The organism is Bradyrhizobium sp. WYCCWR15520, from assembly GCF_056174665.1.
In genome coordinates this window covers 327440-348312 of the sequence record NZ_JBWBWM010000002.1, presented here as the reverse complement: position 1 = coordinate 348312, position 20873 = coordinate 327440, and the positions used below count along the sequence as shown (strand labels likewise).

Annotated in this window: 25 protein-coding genes and 2 pseudogenes; 11 read left to right on the top strand and 16 right to left on the bottom strand. The window is 56.8% G+C overall.

The genetic code is table 11. The features are described from left to right. The first annotated feature begins 265 nt into the window (after window positions 1-265). Window positions 266-436 carry a hypothetical protein gene (locus AC0QUY_RS03660; protein ID WP_202639152.1) on the top strand — a complete coding sequence of 57 codons (171 nt, stop codon included), beginning with the start codon at window positions 266-268 and terminating at the stop codon, window positions 434-436. A 579-nt stretch (window positions 437-1015) separates the two neighbouring features. On the opposite strand, the gene AC0QUY_RS03655 is transcribed toward AC0QUY_RS03660, so the two are convergent. The 4 genes and pseudogenes from AC0QUY_RS03655 to AC0QUY_RS03640 form a co-directional block, all read right to left on the bottom strand. Further along, window positions 1016-1216 (bottom strand): hypothetical protein, encoded by a 201-nt coding sequence (locus AC0QUY_RS03655; protein WP_161849235.1) that lies wholly within the window; start codon window positions 1214-1216, stop codon window positions 1016-1018. A gap of 280 nt (window positions 1217-1496) precedes the next feature. Beyond that, window positions 1497-1631, bottom strand: a pseudogene (locus AC0QUY_RS03650) (SOS response-associated peptidase); the annotation flags it as partial. 506 nt (window positions 1632-2137) lie between these two features. Next, window positions 2138-2440, bottom strand: a complete 303-nt coding sequence (locus tag AC0QUY_RS03645) for a hypothetical protein (RefSeq protein ID WP_475385792.1) — start codon at window positions 2438-2440, stop codon at window positions 2138-2140. 249 nt (window positions 2441-2689) lie between these two features. Then, a complete protein-coding gene (locus AC0QUY_RS03640; protein ID WP_475385791.1) occupies window positions 2690-2968 on the bottom strand; it encodes a hypothetical protein in 279 nt (92 codons plus the stop codon). A gap of 343 nt (window positions 2969-3311) precedes the next feature. Between AC0QUY_RS03640 and AC0QUY_RS03635 the strand changes: the two genes are divergently transcribed. Continuing rightward, entirely contained in the window at window positions 3312-3680 is a 369-nt protein-coding gene (locus tag AC0QUY_RS03635) for a hypothetical protein (RefSeq protein WP_475385790.1), read from the top strand. Between the two features lie 654 nt (window positions 3681-4334). Here the strand turns inward: AC0QUY_RS03635 and AC0QUY_RS03630 are convergent. Then, entirely contained in the window at window positions 4335-4841 is a 507-nt protein-coding gene (locus tag AC0QUY_RS03630; protein ID WP_475385789.1) for a YciE/YciF ferroxidase family protein, read from the bottom strand. 236 nt (window positions 4842-5077) lie between these two features. Next, window positions 5078-6253: a zinc-dependent alcohol dehydrogenase gene (locus AC0QUY_RS03625; protein WP_475385788.1), complete on the bottom strand. Its 1176-nt coding sequence runs from the start codon at window positions 6251-6253 to the stop codon at window positions 5078-5080. A 494-nt stretch (window positions 6254-6747) separates the two neighbouring features. Between AC0QUY_RS03625 and AC0QUY_RS03620 the strand changes: the two genes are divergently transcribed. The 3 genes from AC0QUY_RS03620 (at window position 6748) to AC0QUY_RS03610 (ending at window position 8829) form a co-directional block, all read left to right on the top strand. Further along, a complete protein-coding gene (locus AC0QUY_RS03620; RefSeq protein WP_475385787.1) occupies window positions 6748-7419 on the top strand; it encodes an HAD family hydrolase in 672 nt (223 codons plus the stop codon). Window positions 7420-7878: 459 nt separating this feature from the next. Next, window positions 7879-8196, top strand: coding sequence for a hypothetical protein (locus AC0QUY_RS03615; protein WP_475385808.1), 318 nt, complete (start codon window positions 7879-7881; stop codon window positions 8194-8196). Between the two features lie 12 nt (window positions 8197-8208). Next, window positions 8209-8829 (top strand): general stress protein, encoded by a 621-nt coding sequence (locus tag AC0QUY_RS03610; RefSeq protein WP_475385786.1) that lies wholly within the window; start codon window positions 8209-8211, stop codon window positions 8827-8829. 149 nt (window positions 8830-8978) lie between these two features. On the opposite strand, the gene AC0QUY_RS03605 is transcribed toward AC0QUY_RS03610, so the two are convergent. The 3 genes from AC0QUY_RS03605 to AC0QUY_RS03595 form a co-directional block, all read right to left on the bottom strand. Beyond that, a complete protein-coding gene (locus AC0QUY_RS03605) occupies window positions 8979-9410 on the bottom strand; it encodes a hypothetical protein (RefSeq protein WP_475385785.1) in 432 nt (143 codons plus the stop codon). A gap of 84 nt (window positions 9411-9494) precedes the next feature. Further along, a complete protein-coding gene (locus AC0QUY_RS03600) occupies window positions 9495-10664 on the bottom strand; it encodes a sensor histidine kinase (RefSeq protein ID WP_475385784.1) in 1170 nt (389 codons plus the stop codon). A gap of 93 nt (window positions 10665-10757) precedes the next feature. Beyond that, on the bottom strand, window positions 10758-11057 hold the full coding sequence (locus tag AC0QUY_RS03595; protein ID WP_475385783.1) for a hypothetical protein: 300 nt from the start codon (window positions 11055-11057) through the stop codon (window positions 10758-10760). A 643-nt stretch (window positions 11058-11700) separates the two neighbouring features. Here AC0QUY_RS03595 and phaP point away from each other — a divergent pair. Continuing rightward, a complete protein-coding gene (gene phaP, locus AC0QUY_RS03590; RefSeq protein WP_161849225.1) occupies window positions 11701-12339 on the top strand; it encodes a phasin family protein in 639 nt (212 codons plus the stop codon). A gap of 352 nt (window positions 12340-12691) precedes the next feature. Then, window positions 12692-12883, top strand: a complete 192-nt coding sequence (locus tag AC0QUY_RS03585; protein ID WP_161849224.1) for a CsbD family protein — start codon at window positions 12692-12694, stop codon at window positions 12881-12883. A 78-nt stretch (window positions 12884-12961) separates the two neighbouring features. Here AC0QUY_RS03585 and AC0QUY_RS03580 read toward each other — a convergent pair whose 3' ends face one another. Then, a complete protein-coding gene (locus AC0QUY_RS03580) occupies window positions 12962-14041 on the bottom strand; it encodes a sensor histidine kinase (RefSeq protein ID WP_475385782.1) in 1080 nt (359 codons plus the stop codon). 732 nt (window positions 14042-14773) lie between these two features. Here AC0QUY_RS03580 and AC0QUY_RS03575 point away from each other — a divergent pair. Continuing rightward, on the top strand, window positions 14774-15412 hold the full coding sequence (locus AC0QUY_RS03575) for a Crp/Fnr family transcriptional regulator (protein WP_475385807.1): 639 nt from the start codon (window positions 14774-14776) through the stop codon (window positions 15410-15412). Window positions 15413-15423: 11 nt separating this feature from the next. Then, window positions 15424-15684: a tripartite tricarboxylate transporter substrate-binding protein gene (locus AC0QUY_RS03570; RefSeq protein ID WP_475385781.1), complete on the top strand. Its 261-nt coding sequence runs from the start codon at window positions 15424-15426 to the stop codon at window positions 15682-15684. A gap of 239 nt (window positions 15685-15923) precedes the next feature. Here AC0QUY_RS03570 and AC0QUY_RS03565 read toward each other — a convergent pair whose 3' ends face one another. After that, window positions 15924-16841 (bottom strand): DUF72 domain-containing protein, encoded by a 918-nt coding sequence (locus AC0QUY_RS03565; protein WP_475385780.1) that lies wholly within the window; start codon window positions 16839-16841, stop codon window positions 15924-15926. A 93-nt stretch (window positions 16842-16934) separates the two neighbouring features. Here AC0QUY_RS03565 and AC0QUY_RS03560 point away from each other — a divergent pair, with 93 nt between their 5' ends. Then, window positions 16935-17840 (top strand): NAD(P)/FAD-dependent oxidoreductase, encoded by a 906-nt coding sequence (locus tag AC0QUY_RS03560; RefSeq protein ID WP_475385779.1) that lies wholly within the window; start codon window positions 16935-16937, stop codon window positions 17838-17840. Window positions 17841-17858: 18 nt separating this feature from the next. Here AC0QUY_RS03560 and AC0QUY_RS03555 read toward each other — a convergent pair whose 3' ends face one another. The 3 genes from AC0QUY_RS03555 to AC0QUY_RS03545 form a co-directional block, all read right to left on the bottom strand. Further along, window positions 17859-18101: a hypothetical protein gene (locus AC0QUY_RS03555; protein ID WP_475385778.1), complete on the bottom strand. Its 243-nt coding sequence runs from the start codon at window positions 18099-18101 to the stop codon at window positions 17859-17861. A gap of 131 nt (window positions 18102-18232) precedes the next feature. Next, the gene (locus tag AC0QUY_RS03550) at window positions 18233-18730 is read right to left on the bottom strand and encodes a DUF421 domain-containing protein (protein ID WP_475385777.1); all 498 of its coding nucleotides are present in this window, start codon (window positions 18728-18730) and stop codon (window positions 18233-18235) included. A gap of 70 nt (window positions 18731-18800) precedes the next feature. After that, window positions 18801-19358 carry an NUDIX hydrolase gene (locus AC0QUY_RS03545; RefSeq protein ID WP_475385776.1) on the bottom strand — a complete coding sequence of 186 codons (558 nt, stop codon included), beginning with the start codon at window positions 19356-19358 and terminating at the stop codon, window positions 18801-18803. Window positions 19359-19768: 410 nt separating this feature from the next. Between AC0QUY_RS03545 and AC0QUY_RS03540 the strand changes: the two genes are divergently transcribed. Continuing rightward, on the top strand, window positions 19769-20014 hold the full coding sequence (locus AC0QUY_RS03540; RefSeq protein WP_475385775.1) for a hypothetical protein: 246 nt from the start codon (window positions 19769-19771) through the stop codon (window positions 20012-20014). Between the two features lie 38 nt (window positions 20015-20052). Here AC0QUY_RS03540 and AC0QUY_RS03535 read toward each other — a convergent pair whose 3' ends face one another. Further along, the gene (locus AC0QUY_RS03535) at window positions 20053-20238 is read right to left on the bottom strand and encodes a hypothetical protein (RefSeq protein ID WP_475385774.1); all 186 of its coding nucleotides are present in this window, start codon (window positions 20236-20238) and stop codon (window positions 20053-20055) included. Next, window positions 20238-20763: pseudogene (locus AC0QUY_RS03530) on the bottom strand (ATP dependent DNA ligase); the annotation flags it as partial. The gene AC0QUY_RS03535 and the pseudogene AC0QUY_RS03530, both read right to left, overlap by 1 nt. Window positions 20764-20873 lie beyond the last annotated feature (110 nt).

The window sequence follows — 20873 nt, the reverse complement described above, 5'->3', positions numbered from 1 at the left end:
CGGGCCGCACCTGAAAACGGCCCCAGTACTCTGGGAGGAGATAGCTGGGGCCGCCACTTTCTCCCGGTTTGTCTCCACGATCCCCCGGGAGCGATGGATTCGACTCTCAGCAACGCTGCAGGTTCCTGAGAACGACCCAGACTGAAATGCGTGCCAAGGGGCGTAAGGCCGTCGTCATAAATCCGTAATTTTACGGCATCGAACCTTCCCGCGGTTCCAGTAATTGATATGGTGGAGAAACTCGGGGCAATCGTAGGGATACGTAATGACGGGACAAGTACAATTGGCAGTCACACCGCGCGACCGGTTTTTTGAAGCGGCGCAAAAAGAGATGATCGACTTCGAGCGGAAAGAACGAGAGTTTCGAAAGAAAGCAAAGCAGGAGCGAGCCGCAGAATTGCGACTACCACTCCACAAGTCAGAACTTCACAGCTAGGCGAGGGCTTGGAGCGCAGCGCCAGGGTTGGCGGCCGGGGAGCCGTCGCTGAGTCAATCCAGCGACGGATTTTCGTGTCGTTCACAGCGGGTCGGTTCAACGCGCAACGCATCATGGGAAGTCGCCGCCGGCTCACGCTGACGGGCCACTTGCAAGCACGCATCGCCTAAGCCAGGCGGCTGTCCGAACGACCGGCTTTCCACCCGCCAAAGTCATCGGGGAGGGAGGTGGCCAAGCTCTCCAGATTTGATTGCTCTTCCGTCAAGCGCTTTTGAACAAACTGCCTTTCAAGTTCTGTCAGGCTCGTTTTCAATAAGTTGCGATAGCGTTGAATATTTTTGCGATGCGTGCGCAATCGAGCCAACTATTGATCAATCATCTATCGTCGTCCTTTGACGAGTGGGGTTTATTTCCTTTGTTTTGACGCAACGCCGGCCAGAGCGGAGTATATTCGCTCGGCGGCATTGGTATTTCCCCGGTCGGCTGCTGAAATGTCGGCTAGCTAACCCTGCCGCAGGTTAGTAACGCTTTGATTACAGCGCCGATGGCCGCAGACCCGTTGAGAATCCCAACCAGTGACTAGGCGTTGTTCTTTGGCCTGGAGTCGAGAAGGCTTGGCAAAGGCGGCATCTGCTGGCGCGAAGCATCGGTCGGCTCGTCGGAAGGCGGCTCAACTTCCTTCGCCTTCTTTCCGCTGACTAGGGCACCAACAAAGCCGGCGACGACCAGCAACGTCCCTGCGATCATCAGCCAATGTGGTAATCCCAACGATCCAATCATGAGCTTCGCCGATGCTCCGTTCTCCTCCGGGAGGGCAATGGGACGCGGTGAGGCCAGTTCCTAGGGCACCCGTCGCTGCCGTGGTGACCGTAAACCTGACAGGTTCGCTGAGAATCGAACAGGCGAACGTCCATCACCCCAGCGGCCGGCCGGCGTCGACGGCCTTGGGTGGCTCGGCCGCCTCCATGATCCTTTCGGGATTTGCCTTGGGGTCTGCCATATGTTGTCTATCGGACAGACAACGCTACCTGAGACGGTAACAATGCGATATCAACGTTCGATTTCCGGCAACCGGCGCGGGATAATCTGGAAATACGCCGATCATCGGCGGCAGGTTGCCGACGTAGCGGTTGATGACGCGGAAGAGAGCGCGAATGGAATCTTGGCTCGTAGTGATACTGTAGAGATTGCACATTTATCGAAAGCTACCGCCACGGATCACCCTGCGCTAGTCTCTGCTACTATGCAGGTCCCCTAGCTTCCGCATGTAGTAACCCTGCCGCTGAAGCGCGGACCTGATCTCGTCGCTGATTTTGATAACTCTCTTCTTGCTCTTGCGCCATTTCCCCGACACTCCAATAGGCGGCATCGGACATCCCTTCTTCACAACGAGCAGATCACGTTTGGCGCTTAAATATACATCGATCATATGTTGCCTCCGCTAAAGAGACCGAGCTTATCGCTCGTAAGCAAAAGCACGGGTAACCAAAATGCAACACTGAGCCACCATCGGGCGCCGCGGTCGAGAACCAGCGGGGCGCGCTGCAGAGCCCCGCAGATCATTGAGGCGCGGCGGTTTATTCCAATACCTCGTGCTCGAATGCTTGCGTCGGCTGCGCCGAAGCCGAAGCTATCTGGCCTCACAGGCTGTCTCGGCTTCGGCGTACGTCTTGAAGGGGTGTCCTGTCAACTTCCTTGGAATCACTCGCTTCTGAAAGCTACGGTTTCGACCACGGTCTCGGCTGATGGAAACTGTGAATACGCGTTTTGCCGAGAAGAAAAAGCAAATTCCCCGTCGTCGGTTTTTTTGTCAAAGACCCCAGCGGCGTAGCCGCCCTGTATCTCGGCAAACAGGAAGGCAAAGACCTTGTCTACATGGGCAAAGGTTGGGAAGGGCTGGTCTCGTACCGTCTCAAGCCAGATCAGAAAGCAGCCCGTTACCGTGGTTAGCCCGAAGTCAAAGCTGACCCATCTGGAAGCCGAAAGCAACGTGGGTAGAGCCAAAGTTCTATGCCGATGTTGAATACAGGGATATCACGTCGCGAAAATAGGGCGGTGGTTGGTCGGATGGATTTCGCCATCAAGCCAGTCCTGTTCGTCGGCCAACGCCCGCCAACTGGCTGCCATTCGCTGAAAGCGCCTGAAGGACGGCTCATCCGACCGACGTTCGGCGAGCCATAGGCAGTTGTCGGCGTTTTCTCTGAGAATATTAGATTGCTTCATCCCATCGATGTGGGGTGTTGCGGCGCCATTTCAATGCAGTTCTTTGTGAAGTCTTTCGGAGTTCCAACTAACGTTTGTTGTGTCACCTCCATCTTTGGAGAAGTAGTCTTCATTATCACCGCGCGGTATTTTGGCTTTTATCGGTGATGAGAACGCCAGGTTGCGCTCCCGCCTAATCAACAAGGGAGACGCGCCATGATTAAGCGCAATCGCTTTAAGCAAACCAAAACTCTGGAAGATCGTCTCGAAGCAGAGGCTGCTAGGCTGCGAGCGGAAGCAATGCTCATCCCCCCTGGTGTCGAGCGCCAACGCCTTCTGCGGAAGGCAAGACAGGCCGTTACTGCGTCGCAGATATCGGAGTGGCTCACTTCTCCAGGTCTTCAAGCCCCGACGTAGGAACCGGAAGGTCCATGGCCGTTCTCGTCCCCATGCACGACGCCGACCTCTTGGAACAGTCTTACGAAATCGCTTGGAGTGTGCTTGAGAGATCAGGTGACCTCACTCACGACACTTCATGTTTCCTTCTCGATGAAATTGCGGAAATGATGGGAGACGGCGAGAGGCGAAGGCTAATCCTCTCCAACAGAGCCATCGATGCTTACCGCGTGAGATATAAATCGCTAACGTTGGTCTCGTAGGAGAATGGTGAACTTTGCAGTTGGCCCAATTGGGCCGTGTTGTTCGCGCTTGGGATTGGTTTTCAACAAGTTTGCCGGGTGATGCGTCCAATGACCGGCCTAATCATCCTTTTGGTCTCATTTTCGGCTATCGTCGCTTGGGGGCGGCCTACCTCGCGTTGCGCGTGCCCCCAGCAATATCGTGGATGAAGATCGTTTTCTTATGCATTCTACTTTTCTGCATCCTCGCCGCGCTGGCGGGCTGGCGTTGGATCACGGGCGAAGAAGATTTGTCAGGTCTCGCGCTGCTTATTTATCCAGTGGGTGCAATCGCAATAATGGTTTGCCTTTCCTCCGTCGTGGGAACGACCATCGGAATTTACCGGAAAGGAAATCCCTCCTAGTTTTCCAATGTCGCTAGTTGGCATTTTCCGGACACCACAAGTGGATGCAGCGATGTGCCCTGCTGAGGGAAAAGCGGACATCAAACAGTTGAGCCGCCGCTAATGACCGACCCATAGCGGGCATCGTCACAGTTCAGAAATACAGCACCATGGCATAGGCCCCCATTTCGCAACGCGCAAATCCGTGCTGTAATCATGTTCTTCGTGAGAAACGGGCAACGAAGCCGGTGGTGCAGAACCTCGACTACGTTTTCACGGAGTACGGAAAGAGGTGAGTATCGGATAGTGTTGACGGACGGTCGTGACGAATGCGCCGAGTAACGGCGGATGTCCGCACTTGGCCAATTTTGCTGCAAAAGCTGTTGAGACAGGCCGCGAGGCGTGATTCCGTTGTGGCGACGCGATTCTCGGTGAGGTCGATCCATTATGGGTGACCAAGGTCAACTGTTCTACGAGTTTCGTCTTGGCGATGCGGTCCCCGAAGATCATCTGGCGCGGAAGATCGACACTGCTCTCGATCTGTCCTGGCTCCGCAGCGACACCCCATTTCGTCGATGGGTCGCCCGTCGATCGATTCCGAGTGACGCACATCTATCGGTAGAACGCCCCAGCGCGGTAGCTGGGGCCGTCCGTAGTTTGTATCCGGTCACTTGGTCACGCGGCTTTCGCGGTTTCGGCGTGCTGGTTGACTTCGGATTCCGCGAGCTGACTCAGGGCACTGTCCGTTGCCTTCTCTTCCTTAAGGGTTGCATCGAGCAACTTCACTGCGTCGGCGTAACCCAATTCGCTTGCCCAGGTCTTGAGGGTGCCATAACGCGAAATCTCGTAATGCTCGACGGCCTGTGCGGCAGCGAGCAGACCAGCGTCAAGGGCGGGCATACCCTTGTACTCGTCCATAACTTCCTTGCCTTCTTCGATGATTCCCATAATGGCATCGCAGGTCTTGCCCTTCGGCGTTTCGTCGATCGACGCGAATACCTGCTCCAGCCGCACGACCTGGCCGTCGGTTTCGGCCATGTGCTTTTCGAACGCAGCCTTAAGCTTCGGCGACTGCGCGGCTTTGGCCATTTTCGGCAGGGCGGACAGGATCTTCTTTTCGGCGAAGTAGATATCCTTCAGTGTATCAAGAAACAGATCTTTCAGTTCTTTCTCTCTAGCCATAGGAGCCTCCAGGTTAAATTGCCGGTACCAAACGAGATTGCCGTTGAGATGTTCCTAGCCGAGGCCACTTCCGCCACGCGGACCAGTCATTCGGTCGCCAGCGTTTAGAAGCGCAGCATTCCCAAACATGAAAAGTAGAGCGACCGTCATCAAGGCCGAGAGCAAGAGCGATCCAAGACAGCCCAACCGGGTGGAAAAGAAGAAGAACACTCCTCGTTACGCCTCTCTGCCGAGCACTATCTACCCGGGCGCATGACCACCTTGATGACGCCGTCTTCCTTGTCGCGAAACTTCTTGTACATAGCCGGCGCGTCTTCGAGGCTCGCGGGATGTGTAACAACGAAGCTCGGGTCGATATCACCGGCTTGGATAAGTTTCAGGAGCGGCTGGGTGTAGGCCTGGACGTGAGTTTGACCGGTCTTGATGGTGAGACCCTTGTTCATCGCGGCACCCAACGGAATTTTGTCGCCCATGCCAACGTAAACCCCGGGTATGGAAACCGTGCCGGCCTTGCGACAGCACATGATTGCCTCGCGGAGGACGTGAACGCGGTCCGTCGCCAAAAACGTCGCTGCCTTGACCCTATCGAGAACTGCGTCGGCCGCGCCGTGACCGGACGCTTCGCAACCAACCGCATCGATGCAGCTATCGGGACCACGCTTATTGGTTCGTCTCATGAGCTCGTCGTAGACGTCCGTCTTCGAGAAATCGATCGTGTCGGCGCCGCCGGCCTCCGCCATGGCCAATCGCTCGGGCACCTCGTCAATCGCGACGACGCGGCCGGCGCCCAGCATCAAGGCGGAGCGGATCGCGAACTGCCCTACAGGACCGCAGCCCCAGATCGCCACGGTATCGCCTGGCTCAATCTGTGCGTTGACCGCGGCCATATAGCCGGTCGGGAAGATATCCGACAGAAATAACGCCTGCTCGTCGGTTATGTTTTCCGGCACCTTGATCGGGCCCACGTCGGCCATCGGGACGCGGAGATATTCGGCCTGGCCGCCCGCGTATCCGCCTAGCATGTGGCTGAAGCCGAACAGCCCGGCAGGCGATTGTCCCATGGCTTTGGCTGCCACTTCGGCGTTCGGATTGGTGCGGTCGCAGCACGAAAACAGACCCTTCTGACAGAACCAGCATTGACCGCAGCTGATAGTGAATGGAACGACGACGCGATCACCGATCTTCAGGTTCGTGACTTCGGAGCCAAGTTCGATAACCTCGCCCATATTCTCATGCCCGAGAATATCCCCGCTCTCCATCGTGGGCTGATAGCCGTCAAACAGATGAAGGTCGGAACCACAGATCGCACAGGCGGTGATCTTGATGACGGCATCGCGGGGGTGCTGGATTGTGGGGTCGGGAACGGTGTCTACCCGAACGTCGCCTTTTCCGTGCCAGCACAGTGCGCGCATTAGGTTCTCCTATGGATCGGCATGCACATTCACGGGTCCATGTCGTCTGAGCGCAACAGCAGCAGGATGGATACGTTCCAAAAAATGCTCCTCGTATCCCTCAAGCTTTACACTGGGCTGTCCCGCATCTCGATCCAAAGCGTTGTTTGGCCAAATTTGGAACCGCTCGCGATGTCGCCCATTGAGAAGGTGAAAGGGCTCGCGATGCTATGGTCGATTGCAAGAGATGCTGCGGGAAATTGGTCGAGCCATAAGGACGCGCGTCAGGGCGCGGCGCTGGCTTATTATTCCGTCTTCTCATAGGTCCCATCAATCGCGGTCGCCGGCCTTTTTCGTTCGTGAGGCGGTGAGTGGGCAGTTGCTGCGCCAATCAAGGACATGCTGGGCGACTCCGGCGCCAAAGCCATCGAAGCCATGCTGGCGGACGCCAGCCGGCCCCAAGAAGGCATGTTGGAACGCCCTATTTGCAGCCACGTTCCTGCGGCGGAGGCAGTATGCTGTTTAGCGGTTACATATTCGATGTCGAAGGCACGCTTGTGGACAGCGTGCTGCAGAACCTGCTGAGCCTTCAGGTGTGCTTGGGCGACTTCGGCGTTAGCGTTCCCTACGAGCTCCTGCAACTTTATTCCGGACTAGACGGCGATCAAACGCTTCAGCTCGTAGCCCCAGACCTGAACGCGCGCGAGCGGCAGGGGGTGCTGGAAGCCCGAGGGAAAATTTACCAAGACAAATACCTGGGAAGCGTTAAGGCATTCGCGGGTGTGCGGGATGTATTCGAGGCGCTAAGGGAGGGCGGCGGCAGGATTGCGCTCGCCACGGACTGCAAGGGTCCTGAACTCAGCCATTACCGCTCGCTACTGAATATCGATGATCTCATCGATGCCATGGCATGCGGGGACGACGTCGAACATGGCAAGCCGGATCCACGATTAGTGGGGCTGGCACTTGGAAAGCTCGGGTTATCAGCCGGGCAAGTCGTCATGATCGGAGACACTCCGTACGACGCCGAAGCCGCGAGCGGAGCAGGCATTGCAGCCGCCGGGCTTCTTACAGGTGGGTTTGCCAAACAAGCGCTCCTGGAGGCCGGCTGTTTCGCTGTTGCGGATGAGCTGCTTGAACTACCGGCGATCTTTACAGATCAACGAAGTCGCTCCGGCACGGGATGAGGTTTAGGCGGAACGACGCCAACGTTGAAGTGTTCCTAGATGGCCACGCCACGATTCACGATAAGATGTTTGAATTGTCGCTCGAATGATGGTCAGCCAATTCGAGAGGTGTTTTCTACCCCGTTCTACCTCGGCTCTTTCGGACCCTCATGCAACGTTCGGCCTAGACGCAAGGACGGCTTGGATACGTTCGGCTGGATCTCGAAGCGATCGAACGATGATCGCAATATCGGGCTCGGCCAAAATCACGATTGGAGTTCGCATGGTGCAGACGTTTCGGCCTGTGCGCATCCATTACGATCAGCCGGAAGGCGCTCCACTGCCGCGCGAACGATATTCCGGCCGCGCATCTCAAGCGGTGGGAGTTCCTAGCAAAGCGCGTAAGCGCCTAACTCACAGGATTAGGAACTAAAGCGGGAGCGAGTGGTTACGCTCGCTCCTGAAACTCTGGAGAAAACTATGAAACACTCATTTCTTTTCATTTGTATTGGATTATTGGCAGCTACCACGGCTTCCGCGCAAAATCCGCCTGCGCAGTCGGGACCGAACAACAGCGCGGTCAACAGCCCCGGGCACAACAACTCCAACTCTCCTGTCGCTGGTCGCAATAGCTTCACCGAAGGGCAAGCCAAGTCGAAGATCGAGGATGCGGGCTACGCCAACGTCACCGAACTGAAAAAGGACGACAATGGTGTCTGGCGCGGCAAAGCCAGCAAGGGCGGGGCAGCCACTGCGGTAAGCGTCGATTTTCAAGGCAACGTCAATCCCGCCAAATAAGGAAGGTTTAGCATGACCGTTACAATTTCTCGTCTTTACGACAACTACAATGACGCTCAGCAGGCTGTTCGGCGCCTCGAATCCGCAGGCGTGCCGCACTCGGACATCAGCATCGTCGCCAATAATTCAGACAGCTGGTTCAACACCGACAAGAAGGTGGATCGCGACCGCGATGGCGTCGACGATCGCGCCGAAGGTGCTGGGAAAGGCGCCGGCATCGGTGCGGGCGTAGGTGGCACGGCCGGCCTTCTTGCAGGGCTCGGATTGCTTGCGATCCCCGGCCTCGGCCCCGTTGTCGCAGCTGGTTGGCTGGCCGCGACCGCGGTTGGCGCGGCCGCAGGAGCAGCTACCGGCGGGATTGTCGGAGCACTCACGGAGGCTGGCGTTTCGGCAGAGGATGCTCACTCCTACGCCGAGGGCGTCCGTCTTGGAGGCACGCTTGTGTCGGCACGAGTGGCCGACGCGGACCGGTCGCGCCTCGATTCAATATTGAACGAGTCTGCCATCAACCTGCGCGACCGGAGTGCCGCCTGGCAAAAGGCTGGGTGGAAATCGTTCGATCCTGCCAGCAAACCCTACGGCGCTGAGGAGGTTCGGAAGGAACGAGCCCTGTACGGCGGTGGACTGCGTTAAATAATAAGACATCCAGACGGCCCGCTTCGGCGGGCCGTTTTGTCTAAAATAGCCGATACAGACGTTCTTTCGAGACCGAACCCATCCGCCATTGTTGCGCGGCAGCGCTTGCAATGATTGCCGACAGCGTTCTGAATTGACTGCCGTACTCATTCTTTCTGTGCGTTGGTATAGGAGGTTGCCATCGTTAGCAGGTGGACAGCGGCAGTTCCTAACTCTTGCATGTCTGCGTCGGCTTCGTAGACCCCTGCGGCACGATGATATGCGACCGCTACCGTTGCACAGGCATCGGTCACGAAGTCTCCGACTCGGCGGTTCTCACGTTCCAAAACCATCTGCATCGCAGCTGTCGAGGTAGCCTCGGCAATTTGCCCATCGTTCAAATCTGGTGGGGAATCCAAATCGGGGGGACGGCACCTCTTGCTGATGTCTTCCACGGCGCGATAGAACTCAGGCTTTCGCGCTTCATCGGCTTCTAGGTAGCTTTTTAGGAATCGCCGCGCCCTTACTTCAAGCCGTTTACGATCTTGTCTAACCTTCTTCCGGCGCTCGCGCCGCTCGGATTTGAACCAACCAAACATTCCTACCACCCCTGCCTGATTCCTCAAGAGAACGGTTAACTGATGCTCGCTCGATTTAGGCGCGAATAATTCCGACTATGACCCTCAATTTATCAACGGAAACGTGAGCGTCGTTGTCGTCCCGGAATCTGAACTTTCCTGTTCAATGGTGCCGCCGATCTGTCTTGCAAGAGAAGCAATTAGTTTAAGTCCGGACCCGTGTTCGCTCGGCTGACGGATACCGCGTCCGTTGTCAGAAACGGTGAGGCGGGCCTCCCCATAACCGATGCCTCCGACCAATCTCACTTTTATCTTGCCCGCATCCGGGCCAAATGCATGTTTGATGCTGTTCATTGCTGCTTCATTCAAGATGAGACCAACCGGCAAGGCTCGATCAATGCTCAATTCAAGTTCATCCGACTCTACGTCAATCTCGACGCCGTCGATCTGCTGACGGATTGCGCTGCTAAGAGCGCGAATGTAATCTGACAGTCTGACTGTCTTGCCTTCGTGTCGCGATGCGAGCTGATCGTGTGCAAGTGAAATGGCGTTGATGCGACTTGCAACATGATCCAGCGCGCGATGAACCTCCAGACCTTGATACCGACGTTTCTGAATGGAAATAGAGGACAAAACGAGCTGGAAGTTATTCTTGACACGGTGTTGCAATTCGCGAAGCAGAATCTCTTGTTTCTGAGCCTCGGTAGCCGCAGCCATCAAGCGTGCTTCTTTATCCGGCTGCGCATGGTGGCGCAGCACGGAGCCTATGAGGCCCGCAGCGGACGATAGGAAATCACTCGTATCCTCACTGAAGTCTCTAGGCGAAGTACTATCCACCTCCAACACGCCCCATGCCGCACCTCCGATCAGCACAGGCACATTGGCCACTGAGATGATGCCATGCTCCTTCAAAAAATCTGACGGGACGTACTCATCTTGCTCTCTGAAATCCTTGATGCTGACCGGCTCTGCCGTTTGAAATGCCCGCCCAGGCGGTGAACGCAGGTCTGCGGACAACGTAGCTGTGCGAACGACACCTTCCTTCCATCCGACACCTGCGACGAGGAGCAGATCCGACGTCTCGGGACGATATCGAAGAATTTTTACATGGTGTATTTCGACTGCCCGAGCGATCTGGACGACGGCTTGGTCCAGGAAGCGATTTAACTCCGCACTCGCACTCGCAAGTCGTCCGATATCGGCCAAAATACGAACGTGACGCCGGAGCTTATCCAGCACGTCGGCTTCTCTCGTTTCGTTGGAACGGTTCTCCATCAGCTTCTAAGTCCCACCCACCGGTTCCACCTCTTGTCGTTTCACGAGTGGCCTCAGCCTCCTCGCCGGTCTGCTTCAGGTCGGTCGATCGTGTTACTCGCTGCCTGAGTTTGCCCGGTCGCGCTCTTCTCTCACGTAAAGGTCCTTCGTTGCTTGTTCGGTAATCTGCTTCTCGGAGCGCGTCCGGCTCCTGTTTCGCGTGATGCCGTAGGCGATCACCAGCCCGAGCACGATGGCGCCGGCGAACAATAGGGCGACCGACACATGCGAGCCGGTTTCAACCGGAAGCCCCTGCGCGGCGAGCTTGTCCGGGAGGAAGGCCAAGATTAATAGAGCCAGAATCGTCGCCCAATGCCAGTTGCTTCCCCTAAACCATCCAATATGAACCATCATGCCCGGGCTCCTGTGCGGCAAGCGGTAACGCCAACAAGCGGATAGCTTAGGAACATCCGCCATAACGATATGTTGCTAGTCGAACTGCGGCAGAGGGACACACGCCAGTGGCGGCTACGGCTCATATGAACGATAACCGGAGCAGGTTGCCCGATTTGTTGACTTGCATTGACTGCAATCAAACGATGACGCTTGAGAAGATTGATCCTGATGACAAGGGGAATGATCTTATTCAGTATCGCTGCAAGATATGTCAGCGCACCGAACTGGTGCGGCTAGCCCGCGCCCGGTGGCCTAGCGCGACCTAGCGGCCCAGCCGCATGAGAAGACTTCAACTTGTCTCTCGCGCGCGGAGGTTATTTTACGAGCGACCACGCCAGCGCTTAGATATGATCTCCCTTCGTAGAGCCAGTTATTGATTTTGAGATTCGTTCTCCATCAATAGATCGGTCTTGCAGTTGTCCGCGGAAATATTGGAAAGCTTTCCCGGAATGATCTCCGCGCTTAACGGCCGGACGCCTCGCAATCCGTCCTCCTAACGACACCGGCGGAAAAGAATGGCGGGCTTAGGAACGGTCTCACCCAGATCGCGTTCTTGGCAAGGAGCTGCGGCAAGTCGTCAACCAATCAGTGGAGAACAAAGATGGCAAATCCCCGCCAGGAGGACAAGTCTACGCAAGGCATGGAAGACGCAGCCCGCCGCGCTGGCGAGAGTGCTGCTGAGCAGACCACCCGTATCGGACAAGCTGCAGCTGATCAGACGGCGCGTGTGGGGCAAGCTGCGGCTGAAGCCGGGGAGGAAGTGGCTCGAGCGAGTGCGAACCTGCTCAAGCAAAACGTCGAGACGTTGCAGAACGCATGGCGCTTCGGCCTGGAAGCCGCGACCTCGGCCATGGGACGGTCTACCGAGCAATTTGGTCGCACGCTCGGCGTGTCAGGAGAAGGGGTGCAACAGGCAACGAAGGCAACGGAACGGTCGGCGCGCAACGCGCAAACACTGCTTTACACTGGTACAGCTGCTGCCAGAGTAGTGGGTGGAATGTCTCAAGAGTACTTCCAGATGATTCGGCATCAAGTCGAGAAGAACATGGACCACATGAATGAGTTGTGGTCCTGCCGAACTCCTCAGGACTTTGCAGCCGTACAAAGTGACATGGTGCGAGAGACCGTGGAAACCGCCCTGGAGAGCAGCCGTCGGATAGCCGACATGTCGCTCAAAATGGCCGACGACGCCGGAAAGCAGATCAAACAAAGTATGGAAGAGATCCGGCGCACCGCTTAATCCGGGCGTGCAGTTTCGACTTCGAAAAAGAGCGGCTGCTGTCAGCCGCTCTTGCCGTCCTAGGGGTGAGGTTTGATCTAGCCAACGCATAGATTAATCCTGAGATTAAGCGTGCGCTCACGCACGGGATCTCCCGCGATGGCCGGGAGCTCAATACGCTGCTTTAGGGTCAATCGCGTCACTTTGGCCGTCGGCCAACTACTTCCGGTCTCCCCCTGTAAACGGACCTTGTCAGCCCAGTCAGCATGTCTCAAAAGTGCCAAACTCAGAAGTCGTGTGTGCGCATGTTTTCGGAGGAACGGCGGCGTAACTCTTTCGTTGCCCCTATCTCAGACAGCAAAGGAACACGACCATGGATCGCGAACATGTGAAGGGCGCTGCCGACAAGGCAAAAGGCGCCATCAAAGAAGGTGCCGGTAAGCTCAGTAATGACAAGGACCTGGAAACCGAAGGCAAGATTGATAAGGCCAAGGGATCCGCGCACAACGCCGCGGGAGATGTGAAGGATGCAGTGCGGGACGCCGCTGACGCCCTCAAAAAATAGGCAAGAGTGATGACCAAGAACTAGCCGCCTCCGGGCGGCCTTTTCTTGCCTAAGCGATGGCTGAGCAGCCGTATCGGCCTATGCAAGCGGCAAGGAGATTTCGCAAATTAGCCCTCGGTCGCGCCAATCAAAACGCACCTCACCCTTGAGTTGGCCAATCATATTTTCCAAAATGCGTGTGCCGAACCCGCGATGCGTGGGCGGCGTGGCGGCCGGCCCACCCGATTCGATCCAGCGCAAGCTGAGCCTTCCGTCTGCTGTAAGGGACCATGAGAGGTCAACGTGACCACCCGCTGCCGATAGCGATCCGTATTTTGCCGCGTTGGTCGCGAGCTCGTGCAGGGAAATTGCAGTAGTCTGAGCTGTACTCGGCTCCAGCATTACGGCTGGCCCCTCAATTCGCACACGCGCCTCAATCTCCCCGCTGTAAGCCATAAGCTCCTGCGTGGCCAGGCGGTGAAGCTCGGCTCCCGCCCAGCGGGATTCCACGAACAGCGTATGGACTTTTGCGAGGGCATTGATGCGCCCTTCGATCAGTTGCTTCAGACCATCAGACGTATCGGAATTGGACAGACGCACCGTCGCCAGCACGGTGGACAAGATGTTCTTTGTTCGATGCTCTGCCTCGCGCGCGAGATTGACGATCTGCGCCTCGCTGCGTTTGCGCTCAGTTATATCCTGGAAGCAGTTGACGGCACCGACAACGTTTCCACCGTTATCCTTGATTGCCTCGATGTCAACGAGCGCGACGCCGCGCAAGCCGTCAGGTCGCTGGATGTGAACTTCCTGTTCGCGCACGGAAATACCGGTACGCAGCACATCTGCCATGGGGCATTGGTGGTGCGGCAACAGACTCCCGTCGGGCCGGAACATTCGATACGATCCGCAAAACCGTTCATTAGGATCGCTGAGTTTAGGCGACCGGCCCCATAGTTCGGCAGCGCGGTGATTGTATCGCAGAACGAGACCGTCCCGGTCACAGACATAAACGGCAAATGGTAGTTGTTCGAATAGCCGCTCGGGCAATTCGAAGGCTTGTTCCTCGTCAGGCCAACCGAGGGCGACGCGGACTGCGTTGGCTATCGCATCCATCTCGGTGGAGGTTCTCTCGGGTTTGCGCTGGAAAGAGCGTAGCGCGTAGGAAAGTACATTGTTCATTGTGCTGCAACCTGCGCCGAATTCGGGAATTGGGTTATGTAATCCGCTCGATCCGCGTCTACTATTTCGATTTGACGGTTTGTGGTGTGAGTGCGCGCTTCATGGTGGCGTATACTCTTAATTGTGCTGCGCTGCGAAGCGCATCCTGTTTCGCCTGTTGGATGTGGCCGCATCGTGTGCAGCGCAGCGTCCAATGCTCGTACCCCGTTCGTGAAGGCGTGATCCGCTGCACCATGGTGACGCCGCAGCAACGGGCGCATCTGGAACTGGATAGGACCCGGGGTGGTGAGGGAGCTACTTCAGCGGACATCTTTAATCTTCCATGAGATTGCCAAAATCTAGTCCGGGGATTTAAGCTCGCCGCGAAGCCACCCGCTCGCGTCGCCGCTCATGGGGTCGCTGACCACCAGAGTTCGCTGGAAACGATCACATCTGGGGCACGCGAAAGTGCGGAGGTCGTAACCCGCAGGGCCGGGTGCAATGCGGGCCAGGACCGTGCGGGTCTGGCAGTGCTGACAGCGCGGGCGCTCTATAGCGCTAAGCGGCGGGCCGGTTGGTAACGCATGAGGTCCAAGCATGCGGGCACCCTTTTGGATCAGGCGGGTGCACCACTAACCTGCCGGACACCGGCACTGACGGGGGGATTTTTCCACGTGGGAAACTGGTCCGCTGGTCAATATTGACCACAACACCGCACTTTTAATATTTTTGCGTCACTGGTCCAAAGGAGGGATTGTGAAGTCAGCAAAGCGACAGTTCGATCCCCAGGCTTTCCTCGCCAAAGTCGGGACCGGAAAAACGATACAGAGGTACCGTAAGGGTCGGATCATCTACACCCAAGGCGAAGTGGCCGATAAGATTTTTTATATCCAATCGGGCAAGGTCAAGGTGACCGTTGTTTCCGAACAAGGGAAAGAAGCAGTCGTCGGCATTCTCGAATCTGCGCAGTTTTTTGGCGAGGGATGCTTGAATGGTCAGGCGGTCCGCGTTGGAACCGCGAGAGCAATGGAGGAATGCCTTATCACCTCGATAACGCGGAAGGCGATGGTAGCGGCGCTCCGTAGGGAGCCCAAGTTTGCAGAACTTTTCGTGACTTACCTGGTGACCCGGAGCAATCGCATTGAAGAAGATCTTCTTCTGCTGGCCAATTTCGGAAAAAATGGTAAGCCAACGCCAGTGGATGCTTCGATCAATCAAGCAACCTTGGCGGAGTTGATCGGGACGACCCGATCCCGGGTGACCTTCTTCCTAAACAAATTTCGCAAGCTGGGATTGATTAGCTACAACGGAAAGATCGAGGTGCACCGTTCCTTGTTGAACGCGGTCTTATTTGAAAAACCTCAGCTAGAACGAGACGAAAAGCCAACCTGATCGGGCGTCACTTGTATCGCCGGCGGCTTGCTCGAATATCGTCTAATGGTCAGTGGTTATCGGAGCGGCTCAGCCAGCAATTCGTCGTCGAGAACCGGCCGGGTGCCGGCGGCAACATTGGCACAGAGGCAGTCGTCCGTGCACCGGCCGACGGCTATACGCTCCTGCTGGCCTTAACACCGGGCGCAATCAACGCAACGCTCTACGACAGGCTTAACTTCAACTTCATCCGGGACATTGCGCCGGTCGCCGGGATCGTGCATGGCCCCTAGTCATGGTGATGCATCCTGCTCATCCCACCAGAACCGTTCCGGACTTCATCGCCTACGCCAACGATACGCGAACGCCGATCGCTCGATGACCGGTTAAGGGTCAAAGGGCGAAATTCCTGGATGACCACCGCATGTCTGTTTTAGCCTCAAAACGGGAAATCTCTCGTTTTATGAGTACACGCCATAGCTGCCAATGGTACGTGATAATCGAGAATTGATCCCCTGGGTTCGATGTCGCTTTACCATGGGTCGACGCTACGAAGAAAGCCGCTTAGCAGGCGCCGCATAGCAGTCGCGTTCTTTGGCGCATAGGCGTCGTTATCATTATTGAAGTAGATCCAGGCTCTCTTCGCCCCACTTGCTTTAATCCTGTTCGTCCACTCCAGCTGCTCGTCCTTTGAATAGTCATGCCGATACCAGCGCTTGGGGCCGTGCAGCCGCACGTATACTTCGTCAGCCGTCCTGATAAGCTCATCAGGAAGCCGTGGCCCGCTGCAAGAGCAGAAGATAATGCCTGCCTCACGGAAGGCGCTGTAAACCTCCTCATTCCACCAGCTGGCGTGCCGGAACTCAACGGCGTTGCGGCGCGCAGGATCGAGCTGACTGACGATCGCATTCAGCCGCGCCTTGGTGTAACGGTAACTCGGCGGAAGCTGGAATAGAAAACAGCCCATCCGTTCGCCCAGAATATCGGCGATCATTCCAAAATCCCTGATAAGGGTTTTTGTACCCTTGAACCGCTTCACGTGCGTGATGAGTTCACAGACTTTGACCGTATAGACAAACTTTCGTTTCCCAGGCTGACGGCGCCAGGCTTTAACATTCGCGACAGTGGGCCACGAGTAAAAGGACGCGTTGATTTCGACGGTATCAAACCGCTGGGCGTAACGATTGAACCACTTTCCTTCCGGCAGATCCGCGGGATAGAACAATCCCCGCCATTTCCAGTAGTGCCAGCCACAGCAACCGACATAGGCCGCCTTCAAACGAGGCGTTGACCGTGCGCCTTCGGAAACCAACTCCTTTCGGGCAAGGTGCATCTTCGCGGCGCGGCCTATATTGTCCTCGCGCTGCTTTTCGCGGCGTAGCCGCCTCCGTTCGCGCCGCTCCTCTCGCGTTAGTTCTTTCCATCGATCCGCTGTGTTCGCGCGCGGCATGATTTCCTTCCCAAGTACTAACGCCTGAATGGTTACCAGGGGTTCCAAGCGTTGCGAGCTGTCTTATATGTTTACGCAACGAAAGGGCTTCCAATGAAATTCGATGTTCTCATTGTCGGCGGCGGGCCTGCCGGATTAAGCGCCGCGCTTATTCTAGGGAGGTGCCACCGCAAAGCATTGCTCTGCGATGAAGGGCATCAGCGCAACCTGAGTTCCCACGCGATTCACGGCCTGCTCGGACGGGAAGGCCGGTCCCCCTCGGCATTCGTGGATGAGGCGCGGCAAGAACTCAGCCTTTACAAGTCCATTTCGGTGCGCGGGACACGAGTAACCGACATCATTCCGAGGGGCGATGAATTCGAGTTTGTGTGTTCGGACGGAACAACCGGCAGCACTTCAAAGGTCTTGCTTGCGACAGGTCTCGTTGACGAGCTTCCTGAATTAACGGGGATCAAGCCTCTGTACGGCGTTTCCGTCCACCATTGTCTATATTGCGACGGCTTCGAATACGCGGGGAAGCCCGTAGCTGCATTTGGCAAGGGGGATAAAGGGGCTGAGCTTGCCATCATGATGAAACACTGGATGGCGGATGTTGTGGCCTGCTGCGATGGGACTGAGGTCAGTGCGCAAGCGAATCGAAAACTCAAAGAGCACGATATTCCGCTGCGCTTGGAGCCCATTGAATCCCTCGAAGGTACGAACGGAGAGCTCACAAAGATCGTATTCAGGAGCGGGCCGGATCTGCCCCGGGCAGGTTTGTTTTTCTCGACGGGCTGCCATCAGGCGTCTGACCTTTCCAAACGCCTTGGTTGCAAGCGCGATGAAAAGGGGGGCGTCGTGACGGACCCCGACACGGAGGAAACCAGCGTCCCGGGCGTATATGTTGCGGGTGACGTGTCGCGCGACGTTCTTCTTGTCGCCGTAGCCATTGCGGAAGGCGCGCAGGCGGCCGTCGCCATCAACAAGGGTTTCTTGCGCCGCGACGGATATTGCGAGTGATGAGCTTTGGGAAGATAGCTAGCTTTTCGCTTCCTTCTCGGCCCTTGGAAACCAGCGCCAAACGCCGAGGGCATTGATGAGAAGGAGAATAACATTCTGGACAACGCGCGACGCTTTGCTTTCAACCCAGCCGTCGGCCGTCCAGGCGATGGAGGCAAGATCACGAAGCGAGCGACGGTGATGCGCGCGCCAGAACCTCGGCAAATCATGGAACAACGGCCGTCCGCCATGGCAGGCGGCCTTTTTATTCGGGAAGAGCATGGATGAACGGCGCTGCGAAGCTGTTGATGCAGATCGCTGCCCGTCAGGGGCGAATAGACGTACTTGTCGAATGCGCGGGCAGGGGGAATGAACCGCGCGAGCTCCGGGATCCGGCCCGGCACTGCAGAAAACTATACGCTTTGCCTTTTCAAAACGCTGAGCCGTCCGTCGCCTTCTAGCGTAGCCAGCTTGATGTCCTCGTAGTTGTCGACACTCTGTTCGCGCAGCTGCGATTTCAGTTCATCTTCGGTAATCATTTCCTTGCGCAGGTTCTGCGGAATCAACCTGCCGTCACGAACGAGCGTAAGGCTTGGAGGCTTCAGATACGGCTGTGTCGCTGGAAAGCGCCAGGCGATCCAGTCCAGAAGATACTCCCACGCAACGATCGTCAGAACGAGCGCGAGACCCTCGGTTACCGAGCTGTACTCTTTTCCAAGCCCATTCTGAGCGGCATCGGCGATCAAAACGATGACGAGGAGGTCAGCAGGCCCGAAATGTCCCGCCTGGCGTCGCGCCATGAAGCGGAGGATGACGAAAAGCCCAAGATACATGAGGCTGCCGCGAACAACGATCTCTGCAAGTCCTATTGCCGGCACAAACACGGAATTCCAGTCGACCGATAGAGTCATGGCTTACTCCTAACGTATCTGCTCCAGATGAAGGCCCAGCAACATTGATGATGTTTTGCGCGGCCGTAGGTCAACTGTCGGCGATAGCTGCCAGCAGACGGTCGAGGAACACCGCTTGCCCCTTCAAAATTTTCGCGCGAGCCTCCTCAATTTCAAACCATGCGCCGCGATCGAGTTCGGGAAACATCTGACGCCGCCCGGATTGCGGCGGCCATTCCATCTCGAACATATTGCTCTTGAGATTGGCGGCGTCCCAGTCTTGTTCAACAGCCCATACGTGAACGATCTTTCCTCCTGGCTGCTTCGACTGGCCCAGCGACACAGACTTGCCGCGCGGACGGTGACCGGTTTCTTCCGCAAACTCGCGCTTTGCTGCGGCGAGGGGAGTTTCACCCGCGGCGATCAAGCCTTTTGGAACCGACCACGATCCCAGGTCCTTCTTGCCCCAGAAGGGTCCTCCGGGATGACCGAGCAGGACTTCGATGCCACCGCCCCGTAAGCGGTAGAGAAGAAGCCCCGCGCTCTGTTTGCTGGATATGGTTGTTGCCACTATCACGCTAGGCTGCGCGGGCGGCAGTCTGCCGTCTATTGTGAAGATGACGAGGAAGCTTCGCGAGAGGAATGGCATTGATTACGCGGTCCGGCGATACGCCTCCTTTACGGGCCATCTCAACACCCCCAATGCATGTGGTCGAGCTCCTGATGGAATGGGCATCGTGATTGATGCTTGGTTGCTATCGCCGAAACCTTTCAAGAACAATGTTGTGCAACGTTTCGGCGGCAGCGCCGGTTCCGAACGACCCCATCAGCGTCGTCGCAGTTGCTTCTGCATAGCGATGCTCTATTCCTTGGGAAGGCCGGAGCGCAGGTACTCTCAGTCACCGATAACAGCCGATACAGTGCGGTGATGGACCGAAGAATACTCGGGACGATGTCCGCGATGGTCAAAATTGACCACATGCGAATTACTGAACACAGCAACCATTACCGCTCCTCACGGTTAGCACACGCAGCATTTCGCTGTGAGGAGACAGCGAGATGGTTTTTTACCCGTGGTATCCGGCCCTTATGTTGGCCGTGGAGTGCAGTAACGTGATCGGTATTCGCCTTCAGAGTATCGCCGCTGGCACAGTGAACGCCGCAGAAGAAACCGGCTTGATGGTCAGCGAAAAGGTCGATGCTGCTTTTGAAGCGGGTTCGATGCTTTTAGGTGGCAAAAAGACGGCCGACGTGATCGATTTCTACCGCAAACATGTCGCGGCGAACGTGGCCCGTCTGTCCTAGTGTTGGTGCAGCGATCCCCGGCCGTTGAGATCCTGGATTTACGGGCGATGTAGCGCAGTATGTCCGGTCTCTTGCACGATGCGAACGGCCTCATTGACCTTGGCGCGGTCGCGCCGCGCTTCCAGCGGCAGCGACGTGACCGCGTGATGAATGTCGGCCGGAACAGCCAGCCCGCTGTCGAGGGGTTTGTTTGCCCATTGCCAGAAGCGATCGAAATCGTCCATCACAGGTCCTCCCGCAGGCCCTTGAAGAAGGGATGGCGAACCTTTCCCTCGGCTGACTTGGCGCGGTACTCAATCTCGGCGTTCAGCTCCGGCTCCACCCAGATGCCCTTGTGCGCGATCCGCTTCGTGTAGGTCTGGGTTCTGCCGATCAAGGGTGTCAGGCGCTTGCGCAGCTCGGCGGATGAGTTCTTGTCGAAGCCGTGGTCGACCTTGCCAGCGTAGATCAGGTCATCGCCCTTGCGGCGGCCGACATAGATGCTATCCCAATCGTTGCCATCGAGGGCAAAGCCCGCGATGGTCAGTGTCTCGCGCTGAGCCCGGGTTTTGTTCACCCAGTCGCGGCCGCGTCCTGATGGGTAGCGGCTATATCGCGGACCTTGGAGACGACGCCTTCCAGCCCGACCTTGCAGGCGTGAGCGAACATCTCTTTGCCGTCGACCTTGAAGCTTTCGCTGAATGGATGGCCGTCTTCTCGATCAACTTTTTGAGATGCGCTTTGCGCTCGAAGAGCGGTAGCTGCGCCAGCGATGACCGTGGCGCGTCTCCAAGCGGCTTCATTATCGGGATTCTCGGCCCAAGTCGCCGGCGCTTGGGCGCACGGTGAAATAGTACCTTGGCATGTCATGAAAATGCCG

Bases quoted from the DNA above. Each gene is read 5' to 3' on its own strand.
- AC0QUY_RS03655 (WP_161849235.1), bottom strand. From the start codon at position 1,216: ATGATTGGATCGTTGGGATTACCACATTGGCTGATGATCGCAGGGACG.
- AC0QUY_RS03620 (WP_475385787.1), top strand. From the start codon at position 6,748: ATGCTGTTTAGCGGTTACATATTCGATGTCGAAGGCACGCTTGTGGAC.
- AC0QUY_RS03535 (WP_475385774.1), bottom strand. From the start codon at position 20,238: ATGGACGATTTCGATCGCTTCTGGCAATGGGCAAACAAACCCCTCGAC.
- AC0QUY_RS03540 (WP_475385775.1), top strand. From the start codon at position 19,769: ATGGTTTTTTACCCGTGGTATCCGGCCCTTATGTTGGCCGTGGAGTGC.
- AC0QUY_RS03565 (WP_475385780.1), bottom strand. From the start codon at position 16,841: ATGCCGCGCGCGAACACAGCGGATCGATGGAAAGAACTAACGCGAGAG.
- AC0QUY_RS03545 (WP_475385776.1), bottom strand. From the start codon at position 19,358: ATGCCATTCCTCTCGCGAAGCTTCCTCGTCATCTTCACAATAGACGGC.
- AC0QUY_RS03625 (WP_475385788.1), bottom strand. From the start codon at position 6,253: ATGCGCGCACTGTGCTGGCACGGAAAAGGCGACGTTCGGGTAGACACC.
- AC0QUY_RS03630 (WP_475385789.1), bottom strand. From the start codon at position 4,841: ATGGCTAGAGAGAAAGAACTGAAAGATCTGTTTCTTGATACACTGAAG.
- AC0QUY_RS03555 (WP_475385778.1), bottom strand. From the start codon at position 18,101: ATGCTCTTCCCGAATAAAAAGGCCGCCTGCCATGGCGGACGGCCGTTG.
- AC0QUY_RS03560 (WP_475385779.1), top strand. From the start codon at position 16,935: ATGAAATTCGATGTTCTCATTGTCGGCGGCGGGCCTGCCGGATTAAGC.
- AC0QUY_RS03595 (WP_475385783.1), bottom strand. From the start codon at position 11,057: ATGATGGTTCATATTGGATGGTTTAGGGGAAGCAACTGGCATTGGGCG.
- AC0QUY_RS03615 (WP_475385808.1), top strand. From the start codon at position 7,879: ATGAAACACTCATTTCTTTTCATTTGTATTGGATTATTGGCAGCTACC.
- AC0QUY_RS03550 (WP_475385777.1), bottom strand. From the start codon at position 18,730: ATGACTCTATCGGTCGACTGGAATTCCGTGTTTGTGCCGGCAATAGGA.
- phaP (WP_161849225.1), top strand. From the start codon at position 11,701: ATGGCAAATCCCCGCCAGGAGGACAAGTCTACGCAAGGCATGGAAGAC.
- AC0QUY_RS03605 (WP_475385785.1), bottom strand. From the start codon at position 9,410: ATGTTTGGTTGGTTCAAATCCGAGCGGCGCGAGCGCCGGAAGAAGGTT.
- AC0QUY_RS03580 (WP_475385782.1), bottom strand. From the start codon at position 14,041: ATGAACAATGTACTTTCCTACGCGCTACGCTCTTTCCAGCGCAAACCC.
- AC0QUY_RS03600 (WP_475385784.1), bottom strand. From the start codon at position 10,664: ATGGAGAACCGTTCCAACGAAACGAGAGAAGCCGACGTGCTGGATAAG.
- AC0QUY_RS03585 (WP_161849224.1), top strand. From the start codon at position 12,692: ATGGATCGCGAACATGTGAAGGGCGCTGCCGACAAGGCAAAAGGCGCC.
- AC0QUY_RS03610 (WP_475385786.1), top strand. From the start codon at position 8,209: ATGACCGTTACAATTTCTCGTCTTTACGACAACTACAATGACGCTCAG.
- AC0QUY_RS03660 (WP_202639152.1), top strand. From the start codon at position 266: ATGACGGGACAAGTACAATTGGCAGTCACACCGCGCGACCGGTTTTTT.